This is a genomic window from Micromonospora sp. HM134, from assembly GCF_007833915.1.
Classification (GTDB): Bacteria; Actinomycetota; Actinomycetes; order Mycobacteriales; family Micromonosporaceae; genus Micromonospora; species Micromonospora wenchangensis.
Window position 1 is genome coordinate 383,035 of record NZ_CP041061.1, and the last position, 26,558, is coordinate 409,592.

At 73.3% G+C, this 26,558-nt stretch carries 22 protein-coding genes; 12 read left to right on the plus strand and 10 right to left on the minus strand.

All coding sequences use genetic code 11. From position 1 onward, the window contains the following. Nucleotides 1-64: 64 nt before the first annotated feature. The 5 genes from nuoK (at nucleotide 65) to FJK98_RS01920 (ending at nucleotide 6,723) form a co-directional block, all read left to right on the plus strand. Nucleotides 65-364 carry an NADH-quinone oxidoreductase subunit NuoK gene (nuoK, locus tag FJK98_RS01900; protein WP_067300503.1) on the plus strand — a complete coding sequence of 100 codons (300 nt, stop codon included), beginning with the start codon at nucleotides 65-67 and terminating at the stop codon, nucleotides 362-364. A gap of 12 nt (nucleotides 365-376) precedes the next feature. Further along, on the plus strand, nucleotides 377-2,335 hold the full coding sequence (nuoL, locus tag FJK98_RS01905; RefSeq protein WP_145917471.1) for an NADH-quinone oxidoreductase subunit L: 1,959 nt from the start codon (nucleotides 377-379) through the stop codon (nucleotides 2,333-2,335). 64 nt (nucleotides 2,336-2,399) lie between these two features. After that, nucleotides 2,400-3,932, plus strand: coding sequence for an NADH-quinone oxidoreductase subunit M (locus FJK98_RS01910; protein WP_145917472.1), 1,533 nt, complete (start codon nucleotides 2,400-2,402; stop codon nucleotides 3,930-3,932). 64 nt (nucleotides 3,933-3,996) lie between these two features. Continuing rightward, nucleotides 3,997-5,550 carry an NADH-quinone oxidoreductase subunit NuoN gene (gene nuoN / locus FJK98_RS01915; protein ID WP_145917473.1) on the plus strand — a complete coding sequence of 518 codons (1,554 nt, stop codon included), beginning with the start codon at nucleotides 3,997-3,999 and terminating at the stop codon, nucleotides 5,548-5,550. Nucleotides 5,551-5,640: 90 nt separating this feature from the next. Next, the gene (locus FJK98_RS01920; RefSeq protein ID WP_145917474.1) at nucleotides 5,641-6,723 is read left to right on the plus strand and encodes a polyprenyl synthetase family protein; all 1,083 of its coding nucleotides are present in this window, start codon (nucleotides 5,641-5,643) and stop codon (nucleotides 6,721-6,723) included. Between the two features lie 28 nt (nucleotides 6,724-6,751). On the opposite strand, the gene FJK98_RS01925 is transcribed toward FJK98_RS01920, so the two are convergent. Further along, nucleotides 6,752-7,942, minus strand: a complete 1,191-nt coding sequence (locus tag FJK98_RS01925; protein ID WP_145917475.1) for an MFS transporter — start codon at nucleotides 7,940-7,942, stop codon at nucleotides 6,752-6,754. Between the two features lie 158 nt (nucleotides 7,943-8,100). Here FJK98_RS01925 and FJK98_RS01930 point away from each other — a divergent pair, with 158 nt between their 5' ends. After that, nucleotides 8,101-8,883: an IclR family transcriptional regulator gene (locus FJK98_RS01930; RefSeq protein ID WP_088646144.1), complete on the plus strand. Its 783-nt coding sequence runs from the start codon at nucleotides 8,101-8,103 to the stop codon at nucleotides 8,881-8,883. A gap of 97 nt (nucleotides 8,884-8,980) precedes the next feature. Here the strand turns inward: FJK98_RS01930 and FJK98_RS01935 are convergent, their stop codons facing one another. Next, nucleotides 8,981-11,107, minus strand: a complete 2,127-nt coding sequence (locus tag FJK98_RS01935; protein ID WP_145917476.1) for a PhoX family phosphatase — start codon at nucleotides 11,105-11,107, stop codon at nucleotides 8,981-8,983. Nucleotides 11,108-11,344: 237 nt separating this feature from the next. Here FJK98_RS01935 and FJK98_RS01940 point away from each other — a divergent pair, with 237 nt between their 5' ends. Together FJK98_RS01940 and FJK98_RS01945 are read left to right on the plus strand one after the other, a co-directional pair. Then, entirely contained in the window at nucleotides 11,345-11,839 is a 495-nt protein-coding gene (locus FJK98_RS01940; RefSeq protein ID WP_228543438.1) for a sigma-70 family RNA polymerase sigma factor, read from the plus strand. After that, the gene (locus FJK98_RS01945; RefSeq protein WP_088646141.1) at nucleotides 11,836-12,537 is read left to right on the plus strand and encodes an anti-sigma factor; all 702 of its coding nucleotides are present in this window, start codon (nucleotides 11,836-11,838) and stop codon (nucleotides 12,535-12,537) included. The genes FJK98_RS01940 and FJK98_RS01945 overlap by 4 nt, the downstream gene beginning before the upstream one ends. 30 nt (nucleotides 12,538-12,567) lie before the next feature. Here FJK98_RS01945 and rarD read toward each other — a convergent pair whose 3' ends face one another. The 4 genes from rarD to eccE all read right to left on the minus strand — a co-directional run bounded on the left by rarD (nucleotide 12,568) and on the right by eccE (nucleotide 16,357). Continuing rightward, a complete protein-coding gene (gene rarD, locus FJK98_RS01950) occupies nucleotides 12,568-13,491 on the minus strand; it encodes an EamA family transporter RarD (protein WP_145917478.1) in 924 nt (307 codons plus the stop codon). 52 nt (nucleotides 13,492-13,543) lie between these two features. Next, nucleotides 13,544-13,978: a GNAT family N-acetyltransferase gene (locus FJK98_RS01955; RefSeq protein ID WP_145917479.1), complete on the minus strand. Its 435-nt coding sequence runs from the start codon at nucleotides 13,976-13,978 to the stop codon at nucleotides 13,544-13,546. 105 nt (nucleotides 13,979-14,083) lie between these two features. After that, entirely contained in the window at nucleotides 14,084-14,470 is a 387-nt protein-coding gene (locus tag FJK98_RS01960; protein ID WP_145917480.1) for a phage holin family protein, read from the minus strand. A gap of 54 nt (nucleotides 14,471-14,524) precedes the next feature. Then, nucleotides 14,525-16,357 carry a type VII secretion protein EccE gene (eccE, locus tag FJK98_RS01965; RefSeq protein ID WP_145917481.1) on the minus strand — a complete coding sequence of 611 codons (1,833 nt, stop codon included), beginning with the start codon at nucleotides 16,355-16,357 and terminating at the stop codon, nucleotides 14,525-14,527. Between the two features lie 281 nt (nucleotides 16,358-16,638). Between eccE and FJK98_RS01970 the strand changes: the two genes are divergently transcribed. Together FJK98_RS01970 and FJK98_RS01975 are read left to right on the plus strand one after the other, a co-directional pair. Beyond that, complete coding sequence (locus FJK98_RS01970) at nucleotides 16,639-16,956, plus strand: WXG100 family type VII secretion target (protein WP_145917482.1); 318 nt, start codon at nucleotides 16,639-16,641, stop codon at nucleotides 16,954-16,956. A gap of 25 nt (nucleotides 16,957-16,981) precedes the next feature. Continuing rightward, complete coding sequence (locus FJK98_RS01975; protein WP_088646135.1) at nucleotides 16,982-17,275, plus strand: WXG100 family type VII secretion target; 294 nt, start codon at nucleotides 16,982-16,984, stop codon at nucleotides 17,273-17,275. A 131-nt stretch (nucleotides 17,276-17,406) separates the two neighbouring features. Here FJK98_RS01975 and mycP read toward each other — a convergent pair whose 3' ends face one another. Continuing rightward, the gene (gene mycP / locus FJK98_RS01980; RefSeq protein ID WP_145917483.1) at nucleotides 17,407-18,627 is read right to left on the minus strand and encodes a type VII secretion-associated serine protease mycosin; all 1,221 of its coding nucleotides are present in this window, start codon (nucleotides 18,625-18,627) and stop codon (nucleotides 17,407-17,409) included. Between the two features lie 153 nt (nucleotides 18,628-18,780). Here mycP and FJK98_RS33495 point away from each other — a divergent pair, with 153 nt between their 5' ends. Both FJK98_RS33495 and FJK98_RS01995 read left to right on the plus strand, forming a co-directional pair. Beyond that, entirely contained in the window at nucleotides 18,781-22,071 is a 3,291-nt protein-coding gene (locus FJK98_RS33495; RefSeq protein WP_240762554.1) for an SseB family protein, read from the plus strand. Continuing rightward, nucleotides 22,068-22,433 carry a hypothetical protein gene (locus tag FJK98_RS01995; protein ID WP_145917484.1) on the plus strand — a complete coding sequence of 122 codons (366 nt, stop codon included), beginning with the start codon at nucleotides 22,068-22,070 and terminating at the stop codon, nucleotides 22,431-22,433. The genes FJK98_RS33495 and FJK98_RS01995 overlap by 4 nt, the downstream gene beginning before the upstream one ends. A gap of 28 nt (nucleotides 22,434-22,461) precedes the next feature. On the opposite strand, the gene FJK98_RS02000 is transcribed toward FJK98_RS01995, so the two are convergent. The 3 genes from FJK98_RS02000 to FJK98_RS02010 form a co-directional block, all read right to left on the minus strand. Then, the gene (locus FJK98_RS02000) at nucleotides 22,462-23,394 is read right to left on the minus strand and encodes an alpha/beta fold hydrolase (protein ID WP_145917485.1); all 933 of its coding nucleotides are present in this window, start codon (nucleotides 23,392-23,394) and stop codon (nucleotides 22,462-22,464) included. Nucleotides 23,395-23,492: 98 nt separating this feature from the next. Then, nucleotides 23,493-23,903 carry a hypothetical protein gene (locus FJK98_RS02005; RefSeq protein ID WP_145917486.1) on the minus strand — a complete coding sequence of 137 codons (411 nt, stop codon included), beginning with the start codon at nucleotides 23,901-23,903 and terminating at the stop codon, nucleotides 23,493-23,495. 158 nt (nucleotides 23,904-24,061) lie between these two features. Next, nucleotides 24,062-26,449: an immune inhibitor A domain-containing protein gene (locus FJK98_RS02010; RefSeq protein ID WP_145922518.1), complete on the minus strand. Its 2,388-nt coding sequence runs from the start codon at nucleotides 26,447-26,449 to the stop codon at nucleotides 24,062-24,064. Between the last annotated feature and the right edge of the window lie 109 nt (nucleotides 26,450-26,558).

A 26,558-nucleotide genomic window follows, 5' to 3' on the forward strand; every position in this document is an offset into this window, starting at 1 on the left:
CCTCGGTGAGCGCGAGGAGTGCAGCGAAGCGGAGCCCCGCAGTCGCGAACGAAAGGTCGGTCCGGTGACCCCCGACTACTACCTGATCCTGGCCGCGGTGCTGTTCACCGTCGGCGCGGTCGGCGTGCTGGTGCGGCGTAACGCGATCGTGCTGTTCATGTGCGTCGAGCTGATGCTCAACGCGGCCAACCTGACGCTGGTCACCTTCAGCCGGATCAACGGTGACCTCAACGGACAGATCATGGCGTTCTTCGTGATGGTGGTGGCGGCGGCCGAGGTCGTGGTCGGGCTCGCGATCATCATGTCGATCTTCCGGACCCGGCGCTCCGCGAGCGTCGACGACGCCAACCTGCTGAAGTACTAAAGGGGCCCTGCGGTGGATGAGATTCTGACGTACGCCCAGGCAGAGCCGGCCGGCGCCGTCACCTACGCGGCGGCGGACGGCCTGCTGAGCAGCGTCTGGCTGCTGGTGGCGATCCCGTTGGCCAGCGCGGCGATCCTGCTGCTGCTCGGCCGGCGGGCCGACCGCTGGGGGCACTGGCTGGGCGTGGCCGCGATCGGTGCCGCGTTCGTGCTGGGGCTCACCTCGTTCTTCCAGCTGCGCGGGCTGGAGAACAAGTCCGTCGAGCTGAGCCTCTGGGACTTCATCACGGTCGGCGACCTGCGGGTGGACTTCGGTCTGCTCTTCGATCCGCTGGCCGCGGTCTTCGTCCTGCTGATCACCGGGGTGGGTTTCCTGATCCACCTGTACGCGGTCGAGTACATGGCGCACGACGAGGGCCGGCGACGGTTCTTCGCGTACTTCAACCTCTTCGTCGCCGCGATGCTGCTGCTGGTGCTCGGCAACAACTACGTGATGCTCTACTTCGGCTGGGAGGGCGTCGGTCTGGCGTCGTACCTGCTGATCTCCTTCTGGTACGGCCGGCCGAGCGCGGCCACCGCCGGCAAGAAGGCGTTCCTGATGAACCGGGTCGGCGACGCCGGCCTGGCGATCGGCATCTTCATCCTGTTCGCCACCCTCGGCACCACCCAGTACGACGAGGTCTTCTCCTCCGTCGGCGGGTTGGCCAGCGGCACGGTGCTGGTGCTGGGCCTGCTGCTGCTGCTCGGCGCGGCCGGCAAGTCCGGTCAGTTCCCGCTCCAGGCGTGGCTGCCGGACGCGATGGAGGGCCCGACCCCGGTGTCGGCGCTCATCCACGCCGCCACCATGGTCACCGCGGGCGTCTACCTGATCGCCCGGTCCAACCCGATCTTCTCGGCCAACGAGACCCTCCAGCTCGTGGTGGTCAGCGTCGGTGCGCTGACCCTGCTGATGGGCTGCGTCATCGGCGCGGCCAAGGACGACATCAAGCGGGTGCTGGCCTGGTCGACGGTCAGCCAGATCGGCTACATGTTCCTCGGTGTCGGCCTCGGCGGTGCGGCGTACGCGCTGGCCATCGTGCACCTGCTGGCGCACGGCTTCTTCAAGGCCAACATGTTCCTCGGTGCCGGCTCGGTCATGCACGGCATGAACGACCAGGTGGACATCCGCCGCTTCGGCGGGCTGTCGAAGTACATGAAGATCACCTGGATCACCTTCATGATGGGCTGGCTCGCCATCATCGGCATGTTCCCCTTCTCCGGCTTCTTCTCCAAGGAGCCGATCATCGTGGCCGCGTTCGAGCGGGAGGGCTGGACGGCCTGGCTGTTCGGCGGGGCGGCGCTGCTCGGCGCGGGGCTCACCGCGTTCTACATGACCCGGTTGTTCGTGCTGACCTTCCACGGCCCGAAGCGGTGGACCGAGGACATCGAGCACCCGCACGAGTCGCCGAAGCTGATGACCATCCCGCTGATCCTGCTGGCGATCGGCTCGGTCGGCGCCGGTTTCCTGCTCGCCACCTCCGTGCCGGACTGGCTGACCGCCACCGCCGGGCTGGGCGGCGAGCACGCCGAGCACGCGGCGGTGCTGCCGCACTGGCTGCTGACCGCGCTGTCGCTGGTGGTGACGGTGCTCGGCGCCGGGCTGGCCTGGGCGCTGTTCCGCAACGGCACGGCCACCGCGCCGCAGCCCGCCGGGGTGCTGGTCACCGCCGCCCGGCGCAACCTCTACACGGACGCCTTCAACGAGGTGGTCTTCGAGAAGCCGGGCATCTTCCTCACCCGGGCGCTGGTCTTCCTCGACAACCGGGGCGTCGACGGGCTGGTCAACGGCCTGGCCGCCGGGGTCGGGGGCGGTTCGGGTCGGCTCCGGCGGTGGCAGACCGGCTTCGTCCGGTCGTATGCCACCTCGATCCTGACCGGCGCGCTGCTCGTGGTGGCGGCGTTCCTGGCGGTGCAGGCGGGGTGGCTGGCGTGATCGACCTCAATGCGACCGCCCCCGCCGGCGGGCCCCGCATCCACGACGGAGGTAAGGCCGCATAATGTCCAACTTCCCGTTCCTCTCGGTGCTGACCGTGGCACCGCTGGTCGGCGCCCTGGTCGTGGCCTTCCTGCCGCGTCGCCGGCCCGACCTGGCCAAGCAGGTGGCGTTCGGCTGGTCGCTGCTGGTGCTGGCGCTGTCGGTGGTGATGTGGGTTTCCTTCCAGGCCGACGGTGACCGGCTCCAGTTCCGCGAGTCGTACCCGTGGATCCCCACCTGGGACGTCAACTTCACCTTCGCCGTCGACGGCATCGCGCTGGTCATGCTGATGCTGATCGCGGTGCTGGTGCCGCTGGTGATCCTGGCGTCCTGGCACGACGCCGACGCGTCGAAGCGGTCGGTGCCGGCCTACTTCGCCCTGCTGCTCGTCCTCGAATCCACGATGATCGGCGTCTTCGCCGCCGCCGACGTCTTCCTGTTCTACGTGTTCTTCGAGGTCATGCTGGTGCCGATGTACTTCCTGATCGGCAGCTACGGCGGCCACCAGCGGCAGTACGCGGCGGTGAAGTTCTTCCTCTACTCGCTGGTCGGCGGGCTGTTCATGCTGGCCGCCGTGATCGGCCTGTGGGTGGTCGGCGGCAAGACCTTCGACTGGCAGACGCTGACCCAGGTGGACATCTCCACCGGCACCGAGCGCTGGCTGTTCCTCGGCTTCTTCCTCGCCTTCGCGATCAAGGCACCGTTCTTCCCGTTCCACACCTGGCTGCCGGACGCCGGTCGGGCCGCCCCGGCGGGTGCCGCCGCGCTGCTGGTCGGCGTGCTGGACAAGGTCGGCACGTTCGGCATCCTGCGGTACTGCCTGCCGCTGTTCCCGGAGGCGTCGAAGTGGTTCGCCCCGTGGGCGCTGGCGCTGGGGCTGATCGGCATCCTGTACGCCGCGTTGCTCGCCGTCGGCCAGTCCGACCTGAAGCGGCTGGTGTCGTACACCTCGATCGCGCACTTCGGGTTCATCGGGGTCGGCATCTTCGCCTTCACCACCCAGGCGGGCACCGGCGCGGTGCTCTACATGCTCAACCACGGGCTGGCCACCGGCCTGCTGTTCCTGGTCGTCGGGATGCTCATCGCCCGCCGGGGATCGTCGCTGATCTCCGACTTCGGCGGGGCGGGCAAGCTGGTCCCGCTGCTGGCCGGGGTGCTCTTCTTCGCCGGTCTGGCCTCGCTGGCGCTGCCCGGCACCGCGCCGTTCGTCTCCGAGTTCCTGGTGCTGATCGGCACCTTCACGGTGAACAAGCCGGTCGCGGTGATCGCCACGCTGGGCATCATCCTGGCCGCCGCGTACGTGCTGTGGATGGTGCAGCGCACCACCCAGGGCACGCTCAACCCGGAGTTGACCGAGGTCAAGGCGATGCACCGCGACCTCACCCTGCGCGAGAAGGTCGTGGTCGCTCCGCTGATCGCCCTGATCGTGCTGCTCGGCTTCTACCCGAAGCCGGTCACCGATGTGATCAACCCCGCCGTCCAGGCGACCATGCAGGACGTCGGCAAGACCGATCCCGCCCCCGAGGTCGGCAGCGTCCAGGAGGCTGCACAGTGAGCGCGAGGAGCGAACGGGCGCAGCGAGTGAGCCCCGCAGTCGCGGGCGAAAGGCAGCATCTGCGATGACCGAACTCAAGTTGCCGTCGATCGACTACGCGGCGATCTCCCCGATCCTGATCATGCTGGGGGTCGCCCTGCTCGGCGTCCTGGTGGAGGCGTTCGTACCGCGCCGCCGCCGGCACCTGGTGCAGCTCTCGCTGTCCCTGCTGGCGGTGCTCGCCGCGCTGGTGATGGTGGTGCTCAGCGCCGACGCCCGGCTGGTCACGGCGGGCGGGGCGCTGGCGGTGGACGGCCCCACCCTCTTCCTCCAGGGCACCATCCTGGTGCTCGCCGCGATGGCGCTGCTGCTGATCGGCGAGCGGTCGGTGGAGCGCGGCGGCGCGTTCGTCGCCCAGGCGGCGGTGACCGCCGAGTCGGCCGACGACCGGCAGCAGGCCGAGGGACGTAACGGGGCGACCGAGGTCTACCCGCTGACCAGCTTCGCGATCGGCGGCATGCTGATCTTCGTGGCGGCGAACGACCTGCTGACCATGTTCATCGCGCTGGAGGTCTTCTCCCTGCCGCTCTACCTGCTCTGCGCGCTGGCCCGTCGCCGGCGGCTGCTGAGCCAGGAGGCGGCGATGAAGTACTTCCTGCTCGGCGCGTACGCCTCGGCGTTCTTCCTGTTCGGCGTGGCCCTGGTGTACGGCTTCACCGCCGGCATCCCGGGCCGCTCGGCAGGCGTCGACTTCGCCACCGTGCACGCCGCGGTGAACGAGTCCCCGTCCAGCGAGGTGCTGCTGTTCGCCGGGATGGCGCTGATCGCCATCGGCCTGCTGTTCAAGGCCGCCGCCGCCCCCTTCCACGTCTGGACCCCGGACGTCTACCAGGGCGCGCCCACCCCGGTCACCGGCTTCATGGCGGCCTGCACGAAGGTGGCCGCGTTCGGCGCCCTGCTGCGGGTCTTCCATGTGGCGTTCGACCAGGCCGCCTGGGACTTCACCCCGGTCCTCGGGGTGGTGGCGGTGCTCACCATGCTGATCGGCGCGGTGCTGGCGGTCACCCAGACCGACATCAAGCGGCTGCTGGCGTACTCGTCGATCGCCAACGCCGGGTACCTGCTCGTCGGGGTGCTCGCCCCGACCGGCGCGGGCGTCTCCGGCACGATGTTCTACCTGGCCGCGTACGGCTTCTCGGTGCTCGCCGCGTTCGCCGTGGTGACCCTGGTCCGGGACGCCGACGGGGAGGCCACCCACCTGTCCCGCTGGGCCGGGCTGGGCCGCCGCTCGCCGTTCTACGCCGGGGTCTTCACCTTCATCCTGCTGGCCTTCGCCGGTATCCCGTTGACCAGCGGCTTCATGAGCAAGTTCGCGGTCTTCGGCCCGGCGCTGGAGAGCGGGCACGCCTGGCTGGTGGTGGCCGGTGTGCTGACCAGCATGGTGCTGGCCTTCCCGTACCTGCGGGTCGTGGTGATGATGTGGCTCTCCGAGCCGGGCGAGACCACCCCGACCGTCGCGGTACCGGGTGGGCTGACCGCCACCGCGCTGATGATCGGGGTGGCCGCCACCCTGATCCTCGGCGTGCTGCCGGCGCCCCTGCTCGACCTGGCGACGGACGCGGCAGCATTCGTCAGGTGATCCGTTCCGTACGACCGTGGGGCCGGTGCGCGCAGGCGTGCCGGCCCCACGGCCGTATCCCCCGTCCGGAGCAGGTCGAACGGGTGTGGCATGGTTGATGGTGTGGTGATTCCGGCGGGGGAGCGTTCAGGTGCCGTCGGCTCCGGTGGTCGTCGGGGTCGGGCGGGCACGGGTCAGGTCGGCGCGCTCGGCGTGCATCTGGCCGATCCACGGGTCGAGGCGTCCGTGCTGGGCCTGCTGGACGACGTCGAGGTGGAGCTGCGGGCCAGCGTGTCCAGCGCCGACCCGCTCGTCACCGAGGCGGCCCGGCACCTGGTCGAGGCGGGCGGCAAGCGGTTCCGGCCGTTGCTGGTGGCGTTGGGCGCGCAGTTCGGCGACCCGGCCGGCCCGCAGGTCGTGCCGGCGGCCGTGGTGATGGAACTCACCCACCTCGCCACCCTCTACCACGACGACGTGATGGACGAGGCCGCCGTGCGGCGGGGCGCGCCCAGCGCGAACTCCCGCTGGACCAACTCGGTGGCCATCCTGGTCGGCGACTACCTCTTCGCGCGGGCCGCCGATATCGCCGCCGACCTCGGTCCGGAGGCGGTACGGCTCCAGGCGCGTACCTTCGCCCGGCTCGTGCACGGGCAGATCGCCGAGACCGTCGGCCCCCGTACGGAGGACCCGGTCGACCACTACCTGCGGGTGATCGCCGACAAGACGGGCTCGTTGATCGCCACCTCGGCCCGCTTCGGCGGCATGTTCGGCGGGGCGTCAGAGGAGCACACCGAGGCCCTCGCCGGCTACGGCGAGACCATCGGGGTGGCCTTCCAGCTCTCCGACGACCTGCTCGACATCGCGTCCGAGTCGGTGCAGTCGGGCAAGACACCCGGCACCGACCTGCGGGAGGGGGTGCCGACCCTGCCGGTGCTCTACGCGCTGGCCGGCGACGACTCCGACGCGGCCTCGGTGCGGCTGCGGGAGATCCTGGCCACCGGCCCGCTGGTCGACGACGCGCTGCACGCCGAGGCGCTCGGCCTGCTCCGGGAGTCCCCGGCGCTCAAGCGGGCCCGGGAGACCGTCCGCAGCTACGCCGAGGATGCCCGCGCCCAGTTGACGCCGCTGCCGCGGATTCCGGCCCGGCAGGCGCTGGAGTCGCTCTGCGACTACATCGCCGACCGCACCAGCTGAACCCCGTACCGTCCCGGGGCCGGCCCGCTCAGGGCGCGGCGGAGCGGCGCAGCAGCCGGCTGCCGGTGAGCATGAGGACGGCGGCGAGGAGCATGGCGACCCCGGCGGTCAGCCACATCACCGGGTAGCCGCCGGCTCCGGCGAGCGCACCGAGACCGAGCGGGCCGAGGCAGCCGCCGGCGTACACCCCGGTCTGGGTGATCGAGGTGGCGGCGGCCGGGGCCTGCGGGTGCAGCCGGACCACCGCGAAGTTCATCAGGCCGGGCCACGCCCAGCCCAGCCCGAAGCCGAGCACCACCCCGACGGTCAGCGGCACCGCCCCGGCCACCGCCAGCAGCCCCAACCCGACGGCTCCGACCACCAGCATCGCGGCGATCAGCGCGACGTGACCGGTGGCACGCCGGTCGGCCAGCCAGCCGACGCCGATCCGGGCCGCCACGCAGACCGCGCCGCCCAGGGTGAGCACCAGTCCGGCGGGGCCGGGGGCGAGGCCCCGGTGCACCGACGAGTCGACCACGAAGGTGCCCAGCGCGTTGGCGGCCCCCGCCGCGAGGGTGGCCGCCACGCCGACCACCACCAGCGCCGTGGTGGCCCCGCCGCCGCGTTGCGCCGCGCGCTCCCGTACCGGTCCGGGAGGTTGCGGGGGTACGGCCGGCAGCGCGGCCAGCGCGGCCCCGGCGGCGGCCACGAACGCCCAGCGCCAGCCGGCGGTGAGGGCGATCGCCGGCACCGCCGCCCCGGCCAGCAGGGTGGAGGCGGGGATGGCGGCCTGCTTCACCCCGAACGACAGGCCCTGCCGCCGGGCCGGCACGTGCCGGGCCAGCGCGGCGTTGCTGGCGAGTTGGCCGAGCGCGTTGGCAGCGGCGCTGAGCGCGAGCAGGCCGACCAGCACCGGGTACGAGCGGGCCAGTCCGGCGATGGCGAGCAGGCAGCCGGCGGCGAGTCCGATGGCGGCGCGGGCCACCACGGCCGGGCCGATCCGCTCCACCAGCCGGCCCGACGGCATCGAGGCGAGGGCGCTGACGCCGAAGTAGACCGACACGGCCAGGCCCAGCCCGGCGGGGGAGAAGCCCAGGTCGTCGCCCATCTGTACGGCGAGCCCGCCGACCAGGAAGACCGGCAGGACGCTGGCGATGGTGGTGGCGACCGCCCCGCCGCCGGCCCGCAGGGGGCGTACGGTCGGCCGGCCCGGCGTACGGCTGAGGGCGGTGTCGGTCATCGTGCGCCCAACCTACGCGGGTCGTGTTCCTGACAACCCTCGGCGTGTCGCCCGGGAACCCGCCGTATACCGCCTGATCTGGCATCCTCCACCCGAACGGGCGTTCCGTCCCGGCCGGGTTTTTCATATGGTGTAAGTCCCCGGCTGCGGAGGTGGTTGTGCGTGACCCCCTGGCGGAACCTTCGGATCTGATCCGAAGTGTCTCCCGCGCGCTACGCGTGCTTGAGTCGGTCGGCCGTGCTCCGAAGGGCCTGACCGTCAAACAGATCGCCCGGCGCTGCGAGCTGACCGTCGCCACCACGTACCACCTGGTCCGCACCCTGGCCTACGAGGGCTACGTGATCCGGCGCGAGGACGGCACCTACATCGTCGGCCTGGAGATCGCCGACCGCTACCGGGAACTGGTCACCGCGTTCCGGGGCCCGGCTGCGGTCGGCGAGTCGCTGCGGCGGGCCGCCGTCGACACCGGGTGGAGCCACTACCTGGGCCGGTTCGTCGGCGGCCAGGTGGCGGTCACCGCCGTCGCCGAGGGGGCCCGCTCGCCGTACCTGGAGGACATGGTCCCCGGCTTCGACGAGGGCGCGCACGCCACCGCCCTGGGCAAGGCGCTGCTGGCCACCCTCACCACCGAGCAGCGCCTGCGCTACCTGCGCGACTACGGCATGCGGCCGTTCACCACCGCCACCCTGACCAGCCCCGAGGCGTTCGAGGCGGACCTGGCCGCCGGTGACCGGCGGGGCATGCAGCTGGAGCTGGGGCAGTTCCGGCAGGGGGTGGCGTGCGCCGCCGTCCTGGTCACCCCGGACAAGGACATGGAACGGCGGGTGGTGCTGGCCTGCGCCCTGCCGGCCAGCGAGATGATGACCTCCGCCCGGGTGGTACGTGCCAAGCTGCTCACCGCCGCCCGCGCGGTCGCCGACGGCATCGCCGCCGACCTCTGAGCATCCCCGCCCGGCGCACGGGGAAGGCCCCCTCCCGGACCGAAGCGGGAGAGGGCCTTCGCGGCCGGCCCGGCGGGGCCGACCCGGGACGGGCGCGTCAGCTGCCGATCGGGCCGCCGTCGAGCCGCCAGGTGACCACCACGCCCGGCTTGGCGTAGTCGCCGTCCGGCCAGGTCGACGCCGGCTTCTCCACCGACGCGCCGGTGATCTCACCGGGGTGCTGCACGGCCACGAACACCGACCGGTTGTCGCCGGTGATGAACGGCCCGCAGGTCTCCGCACCCAGCGGCACGGTCAGGAACTGCTTCAGGTGCCCCCGCTCCGGCCCCTCGACGGCGGTGGCGAACAGGCCGTCGTTGCTGCCCAACGCGTTGCCGTCGGTGGAGATCCAGAGGTTGCCGGTGGCGTCGAAGGCGACGTTGTCCGGGCAGGAGATCGGCGAGACCTTCGTCTTGTCGTACCCGGCGAAGTAGGTCGACGGGTCGGCCGGGTCACCGGCGACGATCGGCAGCGACCAGGTGAAGGACTCCGCCGTGTTGTCGCCCCGGTCCTCGACCAGTTCCAGGATCTGCCCGTGCTTGTTGAGGTTGCGCGGGTTGATCTCGTCGGCCGCCGGCTTGCCGGCCTTGCCCCGGTCGGTGTTGTTGGTCAGCGCCACGTACACCTTGCCGGTGAGCAGGCTCGGCTCGACGTCCTCCGGCCGGTCCATCTTGGTCGCGCCGACCTTGTCCCCGGCGAGCCGGGTGAAGGTGAGCACGTCGGCGGCGGTCATCCCGTCGACGTACGAGCGGTTGCCGCTGACCAGCCTGATCCATCGGCCGGTGCCGTTGAACGCGCCGTCGGCGGGCAGCTTGCCCGAACCGTCGATCTCGGCGGCGCTGGTCTGGCCGAACTGCGCCACGTAGAGGGTGCCCGACTCCAGCAGGGTCAGGTTGTTCTTGCGGGCCACCCAGGAGTCGCCCGGCATGAACTTCTTGTCGGAGACGAACTTGTAGAGGTAGTCGAAGCGCTCGTCGTCACCCATGTACGCGACCACCCGCTTGTCGCGGGCCACGATCACGTTGGCGCCCTCGTGCTTGAACCGGCCCAGCGCGGTGTGCTTACGCGGGCGGCTCTCCGGGTCGAACGGGTCGATCTCCACGATCCACCCGAACCGGTGCGCCTCGTTGGGGTGCTTCGCCAGGTCGAACCGCTCGTCGGCCCGCTCCCACTTACGGCTGCCGCTGGGGTAGCGGGCGGTGGTGGTGATGCCGTACCTGTCGAACTTCGGCTTCAGCTCGGCGGGTGCGGCGTCGGCGCCGACGAAGTACTGGTTGAAGTTCTCCTCGCCGGAGAGCACCGTCCCCCACGGGGTGACCCCACCGGCGCAGTTGTTCAGGGTGCCGACCACCGTGCGGCCCTTCGGGTCGGCGGCGGTACGCAGCCACGCCGAGCCGGCGGCCGGGCCGGTCAGCTCGAACTTCGTGGCCAGCGCGGTGACCCGCCGGTTGTACGGCCGCCGGCCCTGGCCCACCGCCCGCCACTGCCCGGTGCCGTCCACCCGCTCCAGCTCCACCACCGACATGCCGTGCGCGGCCATCGCGGTGCGCACCTGCTCGACGGTGAGGTTGTCCAGGCCGGTGAAGCCGGGGAACATCAGGTCCTCGTTGGTGTACTCGTGGTTGACCACGAGCAGCGCCCGCCTGCCCCGCCGGTCCAGCGGCAGCACCCCGACGAAGTCGTTGTTGTAGCCGAACTGCTTGGCCTGGGCGGCGGCGGTCTGCCCGTGCAGGTCGAACCGGGGTGCACCGGGCAGCACCGGGTCGCCCCAACGGATGACCACGTGGTGGTCGTACCCGTTGGGGACGACCAGGGTGTCGAGCTGGTTCGGCGGGATCGGCTTGAAGGTCAACGCGCCGTTGCCGACGCCGCGCTGCGGCGCGGTCGGGTCGCCCACCTCCGGCACCACCGGGGTGGCCGGTGCGGCACCGGCCGGGGCGGCCCCGGCCAGCGCACCGGCGGCGGCACCGCCGAAGCCGAGCACCAGCGCGCCCACCGCACCCGCCCGGACCACGCCCCGCCGGGTCACCTCACCCTCGACCAGGTCGCCGAAGTAGGTGTTGTCGGAGGTGTTGGGTACCGGATGGTCGCAGGCGTTGCCGCAGCGGTACAGGCAGGTCATCGCATCGCGGCTACCGTGCCGGGTGGTGCCGAGCAGCGGGAGCAGCCGGGGACGGTCGCTCATGGAAGGGAGCCTCCTGGAAGCAGGTCGGTGGCACGCCGTTGTCACCTGCGCGACGTGCGTACCGGGCGGACGCTGCCAGGACGGGGTGAGCGGCCCCCGGACGCGGTGTGAACCGGATGTGAACAGCAGTCACCGCTGAACCGATCGGGGTCACGGCGCGTAATAACCGGCGGACACGTTCGCCGGACCTGTCGGGCGGGAAGCGAGGGGATCACCATCAGCGACCACGACGCCCAACTGCTGCGCGCCCTGCACGACGAGCACGCCGAGGCGCTCTACGCGCACGCGCTGCGGCTGGTCAACGGGGACCGCACCCGGGCCGAGGACCTGGTGCAGGAGACCCTGCTGCGGGCCTGGCGTCACCCCGAGTCGCTGGACCCGCGTCGCGGCTCGGTCCGCGCGTGGCTCTTCACGACCGCCCGGAACCTGGCGATCGACGCCTGGCGACGACGGTCGACCCGGGTCGGCGAGGTGTTCACCGACGACCTGCCCGAACCACCCGAGACGGTGGACGAAGCGGAGCGCGCGGTGGAGGCCTGGACCATCGCCGAGGCGCTCAACCGGCTCAGCCCCACCCACCGGGAGGTGCTGGTCGAATGCTTCTACCAGGGCCGTTCGGTGGCCGAGGCGGCGGCCCGGCTGGGGGTGCCGCCGGGGACGGTCAAGTCCCGCACCCACTACGCGCTGCGTTCACTACGGTTGGCCCTGGCCGAGATGGGGGTGACCGGATGACCCGCTGCGAGTTCGCACACGACGACGGCGCGTACGTGCTGGGTGCGCTCGCCCCCGCCGACCGGGCCGCCTACGAGCGGCACCTCGCCGGGTGCGCGGCGTGCCGGGACGCGGTGGCCGAGATCGCCGTGCTGCCGGGCCTGCTGGGCCGGCTCGACCCGACCACGCTGGAGGAGTTCCTCCCGCCGCCGCCCGAGGTCAGCCGGGTGCCCGACCTGATCGCCACCGCCCGGGACCGCCGCCGCCGGGAACGGACCCGCAACCGCCGACGGTACGCGCTGACCGCCCTCGTCGCCGCCGGGTTCGCCCTGGTGCTGGGCGTCGCCGGGGCGTCCGCCCTGCGCCCGGCCCCGACGCCCGCGCCGACCACCCAGGCGGTACGGATGGTGTCGATGGCGCCGGTGGCGGCCAAGACCCCGGCGGTGCACGCCGAGATCGGGCTGAGCGGCACCAAGTGGGGTACCGAGGTCACCATGCACTGCGGGTACGACGCGACGGCGGGCTACGGCAAGGCGTACACGTTCCGGCTGGTGGCCCGGGGCCCGGACGACGCGACGGAACAGATCGCCTCCTGGCTGGCCGCCCCCGGCGACGACGTGAACCTGCGCGGGGCGACCCGGTTCACCGACGCCGAACTGGTCCGCCTCGAACTGCTGCGGGCCGACGGGACGCTGGTGCTCAGCTACGACGTCCGCTGAGCCCCGGAGGCCGGGCGACGGTCGGGTGGCTCAGTGGGCGGCGGCGGGCAGCGGCGCGGCGGCGCGGGCGGCGGCCCGGGTGCGGCGGCCGTGCCGCAGCGCGTCCAGGCTGAAGATCACCAGGGCCAGCCAGACCAGGGTGAATCCGGCCAGCCGGGCCGGCGGCATCGGCTCGTGGAAGATCAGCACGCCGCAGCCGAGCTGGAGGACCGGGGCCACGTACTGGAGCATGCCGAGCGCGGTCAGCGGCAGCCGGTTGGCCGCGCCCGCGAACAGCAGCAGCGGGACGGCCGTCACCGCTCCGGCCGCCACCAGCAGCGCGGTGTGCCCGGCCGAGACCTGGCCGAACGTCGACCCGCCCCGGCTCGCCAACCAGCCCAGGTAGCCCAGGGCGGGCAGCGCCAGCACCGCCGACTCGACGAACAGCCCCTCCGCCGCCGGCAGCCCGAGCCGCTTCTTGGCCAACCCGTAGCCGGCGAAGCTGGCCGCCAGGATCAACGCCAGGTAGGGCAGCCGGCCGTAGTCGACGGTGAGCACCGCGACCGCCGCCGCTCCCACCCCGAGCGCCACCCACTGGGCCGGGCGCAGCCGCTCCCGCAGCACCAGCACCCCGAGCAGCACCGACACCAGCGGGTTGATGAAGTAGCCGAGGGCGGTCTCCACCACCCGGGCGGAGTTCACCCCGTAGATGTAGGTGCCCCAGTTCACGGCGATCAGCGCCGCCGCGACGACGATCCCGGCCAGCGTCCGGGGGCGGCGGGCCAGTGACCGCAGGAAGCCGACGTTGCGCATGGCGGCGAGCAGCAGCGCGACGAACACCACCGACCAGATGATCCGGTGGGCGAGGATCTCCATCGGCCCGGCCGGGCGGAGCAACTTCAGGTAGAGCGGGATGAAACCCCAGATCAGGTACGCACCAAAGCCGTAGAGGTAGCCGAGCCGCAGCGGAGTCACGATCCCACCGTAAGGGGTAAAGCCGGATCAGGCTCCTTTCCGGTGAGCGGGGTCACCGCTCGTTCACCCACTCCATCCACCGGGCCGGGGGCGCCGGGGTGAAGCCCAGCTTCGCGTACACGCCGTGGGCGTCGGCGGTCGCCAACGCGATCCGGCGTACGCCGTACCCGGCAAGGTGGTCGCGGATCGAGCCGGCCAGCCAGGTACCCAGGCCACGGCCCCGCGCCTGCGGGGCGACGTAGAGGTCGCAGAGCCAGCCGAAGGTGGCCCGGTCGGTGACCACCCGGGCCACCGCGACCTGCCCGCCGTCCTCCGGCCGGTAGACGCCGTACGGGATCGAGCCGGCGAAGGCCCGCTCCGTCGTCTCCCGGCTGCGCCCGAGCGCCCAGTAGGCGTCGGTGGAGAGCCAGTGGTGCACCCGGTCCCGGTCGATGCGCTCCGGGTCGGTGTCGAGCTGCCAGCCGTCGGGATGGGTCAACGAGAACACCCCGCCACGCTAGCCCCACCCGGTGGCCGTCCCGCCAGCCAATTCCCGTCCGGTGGCCGCCCCGGCCGGCCACCACCCCGGTCGGGGCGGCGGCCGGCAACCGGGTCAGTCGCGGTCGAGGACGGCCCCGAGGATCCAGGTCACGATGCCGACCAGGAGCGCGCCCAGCACCGCCTCGGGCCAGAACCCGTCCACGTGGAACGGCAGGTCCGCCTGCCCGGCGATCCAGCTGGTGAGCAGGAACAGCAGCCCGTTGACGACCAGGGCGATCAGCCCGAGGGTGAGCAGGTAGAAGCCGCAGCCGACCGTCTTGATGACCGGCTGGAGCACCGCGTTGACCACGCCGAAGATCACCGAGACCAGCACCAGGGTGACGATCGCCTCGCCGGCCGAACCGGTGTCGAGCGAGATGCCGGGGATGAGCAGCGTCGCCAGCCAGAAGGCCACCACCGTGGAACCCAGCCGGATCAGAAGGCCCTTCAGAAAATCCATGGCCGGGATCGTGCCACGTGCGGTCCAGCCAGGGAAACCACCGGGTCCGTGCGGTCAGCGCCGGCCGGGCCGACCGACCAGTTGCGACTCGATCGGGGTGGGCGAGAGCAGCGCCCAGCGCAGCGCCCGCCGGTTGACCACCGCGACCATGTCGTCGCGGATGCGGGTCAACCACTCCGCCGCACCCCCCAGCCCCAGCGCGGTACCCGCCAGGGCGGCCTCCGGCGGGTCGAGGGGTTGCAGCACCGCCAGGTCGGCCCGGCCGAGGGTGTCCACGTCCGCCGGGGTCAACTCGTCCCGGACCACCAGGGTGGACACCCATCCCGCCCCGGGTGGCGGTTCGCCGGCCGCCGTACCCGCGTCGGCCACCACCAGCAGCGGACGCAGCGGGGAACCGGTGACGCCGACCGCCCGCCCGGTGGGGACCACCACCACCCCGCCCTGCTGCCCGCCGACCCCGCGTACGAACGGCTCCCAGGCGCGTGGCCGACCGGTCTGCACCAGCACCCCGGCCCCCAGCGCCAACGCCCGCAGCACCAGCAGTTGGGCCGCCGCCAGCCCGCCGACCAGCACCAGCCGGGTGCCCTCGGCACGGAACAGCCGGACGGTCACCGCACCGCCGTGCCGGTTGGCCCCCACCATCAGCCCCGCCCCGCCCAGGGTCAGCTCCGGCGGCTCGACCCCCGGCGTGGCCGCCCCGGGCACCGCCAACGGCAACGTGGCGGCCAGGCCGGGCAACTGCGCGCCGTCGAGCCGGCGCAGCTCACCACCGGCGTCGGCGACGAGCCGGCACAACCCCTCGGCGGCGTGCTCCAGCGCGACCGGCGTGGCGGCGGCCAGCCGTACCGTCAGGCACGTCGGTGGTGCGGTGTCGCCGGCCTGCGGGCCGGCCACGAGTGAGACGGTGGTGGCGGTCGCCGGCAGGGCCAGCAGCCGGGACACCAACCGGCGACCCGGGTCGACCCGGGCGTCCGGCCAGTGGACCAACCGGAAGGCGGCCTGGTGCTGGTCGCCGACGCACAGCGTCGACCAGCTCTCGCGCACCGGCCGGCCGGGGTCGTGGTGGGCGAGTTCGGCGAGCACCCGCAGCGCGGCGTGCCGGCCCAGCGGGCGGGCCGGCAGCGGCCCCACTCGGCGGACGATCCGCCGCACCGTGCCGGCCAGCGCCCGGCGCAGGTCCGTGTCGGACCAGCCGGGCGCCCGCACCACCCGGACGGCGAGCAGGGCCCGTTCCTGACCCGGCAGCCGCCCCTCGGTCAACTGCCGGTACGAGGTGCCGGCCGCGCCACCGGCCGCCGCCGGGGCCGGTACGGCGTGCAGCAGCACCTGCACCCGCACCGGCGGTTGCTCCGGCCCGGCCGGCGGCAGCAGCGTGCCGGGCGCCGGCAGCGGGTGGGACCGGTCGCCGAGCAGGTCGCCCGGGTCGCCCAGGTCGAGCAGGACGGTCAGCCCGGTGGCGTCGTCGACCACCGCCGCCGGCCCGTCGGCCAACTCCACGCCGGCCAGCGCGGCATCGGGAAGCAGCAGGTCCAGCAGGGCTTCCGGGGCGGTGTCGGCGGGCAGGCCGTGCCGGCGGGTGAGGAACCCGGCGGCGGTGCCCCACCAGTCGAACAGCCACCGCCCGCGCCAGCGCCCCCAGCCGAGACCGGCCAGGACCACCGCACCGACCGCGGCGAGCACCGCCGGCACCGGCCCGCGGCCGTACGCGGCCACCGGCAGCGCCAGTGCGACCTGCGTGGCGACGAACTGACCGGGGTGTACGGCAGTGCCGGTGCGGGGGCGGGGTGGGGCCTCGGCGGTCCGCCGCAGCGGGCGGTCGGTCGTGCTCGCCGTCACCACGTCTCCTCCGTGTGCCCGCCCTGGTCGGTCGTCGGGATGCCCCGCCATCAACCTCCGGCCGGGACCGGAACCGACCTCCGGCCGGGACCGGAATGCGACGGGAGCGTGACCCATCGTAGTGGCCCGGTCGGCCCGGTGGGGTCCCGCCGTCCGACGTCGGGGCGCGTTGTCCACAGGGGAGCGGGACGGGGTAGCACAACGGCGACGGTGCGACTACCGTCAGCGACTGATTCGCCGACCAGGTCCGTCCGGTCCCATGCCGACGGACGCCCCGTCCGCAGTGGACGGCCGGCGGTCGGCCCCGACCGGGGAGACGAGGTGACGTCCGGGTGTCCCAGACCCAGGCAGAAGCGGCGGTGATGCACCACACCGCCACCAGGTTCGAGCAGGTGGACCAGTCGTTGCAGGCCATGCTGACCGGCCTGATGGCCGAGCTGGAGGTGTTGCAGCAGGCCTGGCGGGGCGCCGGTGGGCGCTCCTTCGAGCAGGTCAAGCAGCAGTGGGGGCGGGACCAGGCCGTGCTGCAACGGGCCCTGCGGGAGACCGCGGCGGCCCTGCGCACCGCCGGCCGCCAGTACGACGCCTCGGACACCGAGGCCGCCGGCCGGGTCGCCGGCACCAGTCGCGGCATCCAACTGCCGCTCTAACCACATCTCCGGGAGGAGCGATCCGATGGACCACGGTGTGCTGGTCGTCAACTTCGCCGCGCTGCACCAGGCCGGCGCGGACATCCAGAAGGCACTGAACACCCTCGACGCGCAGCTCGGCCAGCTGGAACGGGACGCCGCCCCACTGGTCGCCGGCTGGGACGGCGAGGCCCGCCGGGCGTACGAGCAGCGGCAGGCGCGGTGGCGCTCCGCATCGCAGGATCTCCAGGCGATGCTGCGGGACATCAAACTCGCCGTCGACGACTCCGCCGCCGACTACCTCGACACCGAGAAGCGCAACACCGGCCTGTTCCAGTGAGCCGGGCGGCGTCCCGGCGGGCCCGGCGGCCCGCGCCGTGCCGCCCGGCTCGCCGAGTGGCTCCCCGATGGTGACGCGGTCGGCGGTGCTGCGGCGGTGACGTCCGGCCGGTCGACGGTCGGGCGTCACCGTCAGGCCGGGCCGGCCGGGTGCCAGCGGCGGCGGACGCCCCGGGGGAGCACCACGGCCAGCAGCACCGCCACCAGCACCGTCCCGCCGACGGCCGAGGCGACCAGCAACGCCCGCTGCCGGGCCGCCGCCCGCCGGTGCCCCTGCGCCAGCAGCGCCGGATCGGCCTGCGGCACCGGCAGGGCCGTCGTCGGGCGGGTGGCCGGCCGGGGGGCACCACCGGTCTCCACCACCGCCCGGTACGGGTTGAGCACGCCGGCACCGTAACCGCCCTCCCGGCCACCCGGCGCCGGATCGGTGGTGCCGACGATCCGGCGGGCCACCCCGGCGGCATCGAGTTCCGGCCGGTACTGCCGCAGCAGCGCGGCGGTGCCCGCCACGAACGGGGCGGCGTAGCTGGTGCCCTCGGCCCGCTGGTGACCCCGCCCCGGCGCGGCCATCAGCACGTCACCGCCCGGCGCGACCAGGTCGACGTACGGGCCGACCTGGGAGAACGGGGCGCGCACGCCGGTCGGGGTGACCGCGCCGACGCCGAGCACCCCGTCGTACGCCGCCGGATAGGGCAGCGGGTCCCCGCCGTCGTGCAGGTTGCCGGCGGCGGCCACCACGACCACGTCCCGCCGCAGCGCGTAGTCGATCGCGTCGCGTACGGCCGGGTCGTCGGCGTACAGGACGACGGAGAGGTTGAGCACGTCGGCGTCGTGGTCCACCGCCCACCGGACGGCCTGGGCGAAACCGGCGGCGCTGACCGTACGCCCCGCCTCCCGCCCCTCGACGACCTGCTGTTCGCTGACCCGTACCGGCAGGATGCGGGCGTCGGGTGCGAGCCCCCGGAAGGCCACCCCGCCGGCCTCCCCGGCGGCGATGATGCTGGCCACCCCGGTGCCGTGACCGGCGCAGTCCCGGGTGCCGTCGCCGCCCGGGTCGAGGAAGTCCGCGCCGTCGAGCACCCGCCCCCGGAGTTGGGGGTGCCGCCGGTCGACGCCCGAGTCGACCACCGCCACGGTGACGCCGGCACCGGTGGCCAGCGGGGCGAGCCGCTGCGGGGCGTACCGTCGCTGGGGCCACGGGGCGGCGGCGACCGGGCGGGCCGGCGCGGGCGACGTGGCGCAGGCCGGGGCGGCGCGGGCCGGGGTGACCGACGCCACGACGGCCGCCGGCGGTACGGCGAACAGGGCCGCTGCCAGGGTGACGAACGCTCGTCGGCTGCCGGACCGGGACATCGACCGCCTCCGTATCGTGTCGGCTCCGCAACGGGATGTTAGCGCCCGGTCCGTTACCAGGGCGGCCGGCCGGTGACCGACTTATCGTGATCTTGTTTTCACCTTGTAGGTTGTACGCGACGCCTGTGGCCTGATCCGGGAGGAGAGGTGGCCGTGACCGACTGGGAGCCGGCTACCGAGGCCGAGACGGCGATGCGTGACGCGCTGCACGCCGGTGACCAGGAGCTCTACTTCCGGATTCTGGCCGGTACAGAGCTTTTCCTCCCGGTCTCCGGTCAGGCCCTCGCCGGTGCGGCACCGATGGGCTGGGGCACCTGGACCACCGGTGGCCGCACCCACGTGCTGGCCTTCACCTCGGCCGCCGCGATGCACGCCTGCCTCGGGTCCTCCGCCGGCCCCTACCGGCGCAGCCGCTACGCCGACCTGGCCGTCGAGTGGCCCAACCACGAGTGGTGGCTGGCGGTGAACCCCGGTCTGCCGATCGAGGGCTACCTGCCCGCCTGGTTCGTCTCGCAGCTCTCCCGGGGCGACGTCCGGCTGCCCGGCCGCCCCCCGGGGGTGCGGTCCCGGGCGGAGGCCGACCAGATGCCGGTCCGGGGCGCGCCCGGCGGGCCGGCCGACGTCGAGCCGACCGCCGACCTCTCCGCGGGCTGGGCCCAGCCCCGGCCGGCGTCGTCCGCCACCGCCCCACCCGCTGGGGGCGTCGTCCGCCCGGCGACGGGCGCGTCGCTGACCGACGAGCGGGGGCATCCGGTCGGCCCGCCCGGTGGTGGCCCGCGCACCACCGCTGGTCCGCCCGAGCAGGGCAGGCCCGCCTTCGCGGAGCCGCCCGCCGTGCCGGGCACGACCAACGCCGGCTGGCCGGCGGTTCCCCGCCGCCGGCTGCTGGGTGAGGAGTCAGCCGGCCCGGCCAACGGGCGTACCTCGTTCTTCGAGCCGTCCAGTGCGCGCGGTGCCACCCGGTCATCCCGGGACAATCCGCTGCGCTCGGGCGAGCGGGCGGCCCCACCGACCCGCCCCGGGATGGGCGGTCAACCGTTCCCCCGACGCCGTCCGGCGCCCACCCAGGCGGGCGAGGACGAGGCGGCCCGCGCGTTCCGGGTGGCCGATCCGCCGGCCCGGCCCGGTCCCGGCAACGGGGTGTCGTCGGCCGGCCGTTCCCCGGACCCGCTGGCCGAGGAACCGACCCGGGCCTTCCGGGTGGACCCGCCCGGTGGGGAGCCCACCCGGGCCTTCCACGTCGGTCCGGCGGCGGAGGAGGCGACCCGCGCCTTCCGTACGCCACCGCCGGCGGCGGAGGCCACCCAGGCGTTACCCCGCCGGCAGCCCACCCCGGACGGGTCGTCCGGGGTACGCCAGCCCCGCCCGCCGGTCGACCCGTTCGTCTCCCCACCCGCCGCTCCGACCGGCCCGACCGCTCCGGTCAGCCCCGCCCGGGGCGAGGCGGAGGAGCTGCCGCCCTCCGTCGCCGAGCCGGTCTCCGCGCCGCCGGTGTCCCGCCGGGGGTTCATGCCCATCGTGATAGAGGGTGTGATCCTGGAGTCCCGCGACCTCCCGGTCGCCCCCGCACCGGCCCCGTCCGTCGCCCAGGGTCCGCTGTTCGTCCCCCCGGCGGCTCCCGCGCCACCGGTCGTCCCCCCGCCGGCCGCCGCGCCGTTCGTTCCCCCCGCCGCTGCCGTGCCGCCGTCGGCCTCCGCCACCACGGCGACCCCGGTACCGCCGGTCGGGGGCCCGGGTGCCGAGGACACGGTCAACCTGAACGGGACCGGCGGCCCCTTCGGCGTTCCCGGCCGCCCGCCCGCATCCGGGCCGGTTTTCCCGCCGTCGCCCACCGGTCCGCCACCGGCCGCCCGGCCCCGTCCCGCCCCGGATGACCTGTGGACCCCGTCCGCCGAGCGGGCCGCCTCGAAGGCCCGCGCGGAGGTGGCGGCGGCCCCGCCGGACGTGGCACCTCCGCCGGTGGTGCCGGCCCCGCCGGCGGGCGCTCCGACCGTCCCCCCGCCCGCGCCGGCAGCGGACGCGCCGGTCACCGGGCCGGCTGCGGGAACGCAGGCGTGGACCGCGCCGGACGACACCGCACCGGCGGACAGCGCGCCCACCGGACCCGTCGCCCCGACGCCGACGGGGGACGCAGCCGGTCCTCCCACGGAGGGTGCGCCGGCCCGGACCGCCGGGGCGGCCCCGACGGCCACCGCGCCGGGAGCGGACGGTGTCGACCCGCGTTCCACCCCGGTCGACCTCTGGACCCCCGCCGCCGAACGGGCCGTGCAGACCTCCCCGGCGGCACCGACCACCGCCGTGCCGACCGCCACTGCCGGCCCCACCACTACAGTGCCGACCACTGCCGTGCCGATCATCGCCGGGCCGACCTCCCCGGCGGCACCGGGGCCGGCCGCCGGCCCGGCCCCGGCCGGCAGCACACCGCCCGGGAGCCCGTCGACGACCGTCGGCACGGACACCCCGCCGACCGTCGACGAGGCGTTCCTGCCGGCCAACGAGGTCGAGGAGAACCTGCTGGACGCGGCCGGCGCCGGCAGCACCGACGGTTTCCTCTCCACCCTGCTGCTGGCCCGGGTGCTGCTTCCGGTCAACCCCGACTCGGTGGCCGGCAGCCGCCCCGGCGAGCCCGGTTTCCAGTGGCGTACCGGGACGACCGACGGTGAGACGTACGTGGTGGTCTACACCTCCCCGGAGCGGCTGGCCGAGCACGACGTGCCGCCGGTCGAGACGATCGAGGTGCGCTTCGTCCAGTTGATCCGGCGGTGGCCGGACCCGGGCTGGGCGTTCGCCGTCAACCCGGGCACCCCGGTCGGGGCCAAGCTCCCCGGCGAGCAGATCGTGGCCCTGGCCAGTTGGGCGGCCGAGGTCGGGCTCGGTGACGAGGCGGACCTGGAGCCGGTGGCCGCCGCCGAGGCACCCGCCGAACGTACCCGGTACGCCCCGCCGGTCACCGACCCGTCCCGTCCGGTGGTGATGCAGAAGGCGGTCGCCCCGAGCCAACTCGCCTACTACCTGGAACGCGGCTACGACCGGGTCTCCGGTTTCGTGCACCGGGCCGGCGAACTGGCCCACCTGACCACCCCTGCGGAACTGCACGACGCCCTGGGGCTGGGCTACCCGGATTCGCCCTTCGCCCGCGACGCCGAGGCGACCTACGTGCTGCGCTGGCCCGCGTACCGGCCGAGTCTCTACCGCATCCCGTACGGCGGGCAGAACGAGGCGGCGATGCGGGCCATGGAGGGCTGGGTGATCGAGCGCGCGCCGTTCCGGGGCAACGGGTTCGCCCCCGGCGAGAGCAGCGACGTGGTGGCCGAGTTCAAGGTGGACAGCGCACGGTTGCCGCACGGCGCACAGCTCTGGCGGATCGGCACGGAGGGCACCGAACGGGTGATCGCCATCCTGGACACCGATGCGCTGGTCTGGCGGCGGGTGGGCGAGCCGTGATGCGTGACGGTTACGTGGCCCGCTGGCAGGGGCGGGAGTACCAGGTCAGCCCGGACGGCGACCACGTACGGATCTACCAGCCGGAACCCGCCGACGGCTTCGAGGAGGTACGCCCCGGCCGGTACGTGCGGGTCGTGCCGGCCGGTGAGGTCGAGGACCTGGCGTACGTGCGGACCACCTGCACCTGGCAGGGGCAGCCGTTCATCGTGCTCGGCGAGCACGACGGGTGGCTGCGGGTCGAGTACACGGGTGGTCGCTGGCCGGTGGCGCAGGCGATGGGGCTGGAGGTCTTCGACTTCGGCGTCTACCAGGGCTGGGCGCCGGCCACCGAGGTCGCCGACCTGCGCGAACAGCGCGTCTGACCGCCGGCCGGGAGACGGGCCGGCCGGGTCAGGACTTGGTCCAGCGCAGGATCTCGCCGAGCACCACGTCGCCGGCCTCCACGTGGGGGAAGTGGCCCACCCCGTCGATCAGCCGCCACTCGTAGGGGGCGCTGACGTACCGGCCGGAGCCCTGCGCGGTGCGTGGCAGGGACGCGACGTCGGCCGCCCCGTGCAATTGGAGGGTGGGGGTGACCAGGGGCTTCTGCATCAGCCGGACGAACCGGTAGCCGTGCAGCCGCAGCACCGAGCGGAAGGCCCACCGGTAGCCCTCCAGCGCGCAGAAGGCGGCCTGCGGGATGAGCATCGCCTCCCGGCAGCGCTGCGCGTACCCGGCGAAGTCGGGGCCGGCCACCCAGCGGGGGCCGCCCCAACGGCTCAGCATCTGCTGCACCTCGGCGGCGTCGTTGCGGGTGAGCACGTGCTCGTACCGGGGGAGCTGGAACTTCAGCGCCGGGGTGGAGGCGGCGAACTGACCGCGCGGGTCGGCGAAGATGGCCGCGCGCAACCGCAGCGGATGGGGTGCGCCGAGCACCACCAGCCGGCGGACCAGGGTGGGGTGGAACGAGGCGGCTGTCCAGCCGATCAGCCCACCCGAGCCGGTGCCGACCACGGTGGCGGACCGTTCCCCGAGGGCGCGGATCAGGCCGGCGACGTCGGCGGCGAGGGTGTAACCGTCGTACCCCCGGGGTGGTTTGTCGCTGGCGCCGTAACCGCGCAGGTCCACCGCGACGGCCCGGAAGCCGGCGTCGGCGATGGCGGGGAGCATCGTGTGCCAGGCCCACCAGTGCTCGGGGAAGCCGTGCAGGAAGAGCACCATCGGCCCGGTGCCCGCCTCGACGACGTGGAACCGGCTGCCGTTCGCGCCGACGAACCGGTGCGTCCACGGCCCCTCGGTGAGGACGCAGGACTCGTCGGTGGGCCCGCCACGCTGCTCGGTCATGGGCACAGCCTAGGACCTCGGCGCCTGTCGATCGTCCCGTCGACCCGGGCCGGACGGCCGTACGCGCCTCGGACCGGTCTGCGGTGGGCTGAGCGGACTCAGCGGACGACGCTGATCCGGACGACGCCGACCGGGGTGCCGGGGCCGCAGGCGGCGGGTGGCGCGGCCGGGTCGACGGTGACCACGACGGTGCTGCCGGTGGCGACGGTGCCCAGGCCGGGGCCGTGCAGCGCGTACTCGTGGCCGTCGTCGGTGACCAGGCCGTAGCACGGGCCGTCGCCGCCCCGGGTGATCCTCCCGGCGAGCCGGTCCGGCCGGCGTCGGTCGGTGGGGTGCCGTGGGGGTGCGGCGGGCCGGCGCGGGGTGGGCGGCGGGGCGGCGGAGGGCGGTGCCGGCCGGCCGGCGGGCGGGCCCGGCGTCGCCGCGCGGTCGGCGGGCGGTGCCGGCCGGTCGGCGGGTGGTCGGGTGCCGGCCGGCGGGTCGGTGGTCGGGGTCTGTTCGTCGGTCACGGTCGCCTCCGTTCCCGGCGCACCCGCCACGGGTACGCGCGGAGCCAGCGTGCCACGGCGGCGGTGGACCGGCATCCGGCCGGCCCCGGACGGGCCGATGCCCGGGCAGGAGTCCTGCCCGGGCATCGGGTAAAGCAGGTGGTGCGCTGATCAGCGGATCAGGAGAAGCGGACCTTCAGCGAGGTGCCGTTCTGCTCCACGACGCGGATCTTGGTGCCGGTGGCCGGGAGCTTGACGCCGTGGTTCGGCAGCTCCGGGTACCAGTACTGCTTGGTGTCGTCGAACAGCGGCTGCGCGGCCTGGCCGCGGACGTACTGCGGCACGCTGTTGATGTGCAGCGTGAACGAGTCCGCCTTCTTCAGGCTGAACGGCGCGTCGTACACCTGGACGCGGGCCCGCCACGGGGCGCCGGTCAGGTTGTACAGCGGCTCCGGGTGCGCGTCGATGATCATGTTCCGACCCTCGCCCGGGTGGTCGAAGGTGTCGTTGTCGGCCCACCGGAGGTTCCAGTAGGAGATCAGCAGACCCTCCTGGTACGCGTAGTGGTCCACGTAGTCCGGGCGGCTGTTCGCGTAACCGAAGTAGTACGGGCCGGTCTTGAGGTACTGGTCGTACGACACGTACGACCGGTTGCCGGCGATGTAGTAGTTGTCGAACTTACGGATGTAGGTCTCGGCAACCACGCTGAACCCGTTCAGGGTCCAACCGGCGGCACCGGCCTCCGCACCGTCGCTGAGCACGGTCTGCCCGTCGGCGGTGATGGTGATCGCGTCACCGTAGAAGCCGCCCTCGGAGACGCCACCGTCGGTCTGGTAGCGCAGCCGGAACTGCACCACCTTGCCGGCAGCCGCGTTCATCGGGATGTTGACGTCGACCCACTGGCCGTTGCTGGAGCCGTCCAGGGCGAAGCGCCCGGGGGAGATCTCCTTGAGGGCCTTGCCGTTGGCGGTACCCGGCAGGGTGGCCCAGGTCTGGCCACCGTCGGTGCTGGCCTCGAAGAAGAGGTAGTCGTAGTCCGCCTCGATCGAGTAACGACCCTTCATGGTGAGCGCGGCGCTGGTCTTCCCGGTGAGGTCGATCGTCCGCGTCATCGTGGTGTTCAGGTCGTCGTCGTTGCCGGAGAAGAACTGCTTGGTCCCCTCGAACGGCTTGCCGTTCTGGAAGGAGTACTCCCGCTGCGGCAGCACGACCACGGCACCCTGCGCCTTGTCGGAGTTGTACTCCTGCGGGCCCAGGTTGAGGGTCTTCTGCTGGCCGGCCACCACGACCTCGTAGTCGAGCCAGCCGAGCTGGAGCTTGTTCCAGGCGCCGAGGTCGCCGCCCCGCTCGCCGATGCCGCCGTCGTTCTTGGCGCCGAGCCGGCTCTGGGCCATCAGGGTCCAGTGCTCGTTGTTGTTGTCACCGCTGTTGATGACGTTGTAGTCGTCCGGCAGACCGAGGTCGTGACCGTACTCGTGGTAGAAGACGCTCCGGCCACCGTTCTCCGGCTGGATGGTGTAGTCGCCGATCCAGACGCCGGTGTTGCCGATCTGGGTGCCGCCGGCCGGGAAGTTCGCCGGGCCGGTGTTGCCCTGGTCGCTGGCGAAGGCGTACCACCGGTGGCTCCAGATGGCGTCCTCACCCTGGATCGGGTCACCGTCGGCCTGGTCGCCGCCGGAGTGGACGATCTGGAAGTGGTCGATGTAGCCGTCCGGCTCGTTGAAGTTGCCGTCGCCGTCGAAGTCGTACCGGTCCCACTCGTCCATCGACTTGACGTCGGCGGCGATCTGGGCGTCGGTGCGGCCGGCGGCCTTCTGGTCGGCGACCCACTGGTTGGCGGCGTCGCGGACCAGGGCCCAGGTGTTGTTGCAGACGTTCGAGGCGCAGGGGTAGCCGTTGGAACGGCCGTACCGGGCCTCGTTGTACTTCACCTTGACCCAGTCGGTGACCTCGCCCTCGACGCTGTAGCGACCCGAGGACTGGGCCTCGTAGTACTGCTTCAGCGACTCGTCGCCCTGCCCGGTGCCGAAGTACAGCTTCCGGTAGTGGTCGGCGTTGTAGTCGGCCTGCCAGACGGTGGAGTTGTCCACCGCCCGGTTGGGGGCCGGGATCTCGTTGTGCAGCGGCCCGTCGAACCGGGTCGGGCCGGGCACGGCCGGGGCCGTGTCCTGGTCCGGGTAGCTCGGGTGCCGCTCGTTGCCGAACTCCGCGAGGATCACGAAGATCTTGTCGGTCCGCTCGCGGCCCAGCTCGACGTACTGGTCCTGCGTCTGGGCGACGCCCGAGGCCGTCGTCCGGGCGTTGGTGCCCGCAGCCTGGGTCTTGCCGACCTTGACGACCGTGCTGCCGTTGATCTTCTGCGCCTTGGCCTTGCCGGAAAGGACCTCGCTGAGGCCCTCCTGGCGCAGTGCCCGCCGCTTGGTTTCGAGCGGGTTGGGCAGATCGTGGTCCGCCTGGGGTTCCGCGACCGACGGGGCCGCCGTCGGGAGCTTCGGCGTCGGCGCGGCGCTGGCGGACGTACCCGTCACCAGACCTGTCGCCGTCAGCGAGAGCCCGAGCAGACCCACTGCGACTTTGCGCACGTGGTACCTCCGGTGTGAGGGAACCGGCCCAACGGGGGTACGGGCCGGCGTAAGACGTCCCACTAGTGGGACCCATGGTGAACATAGACACTGC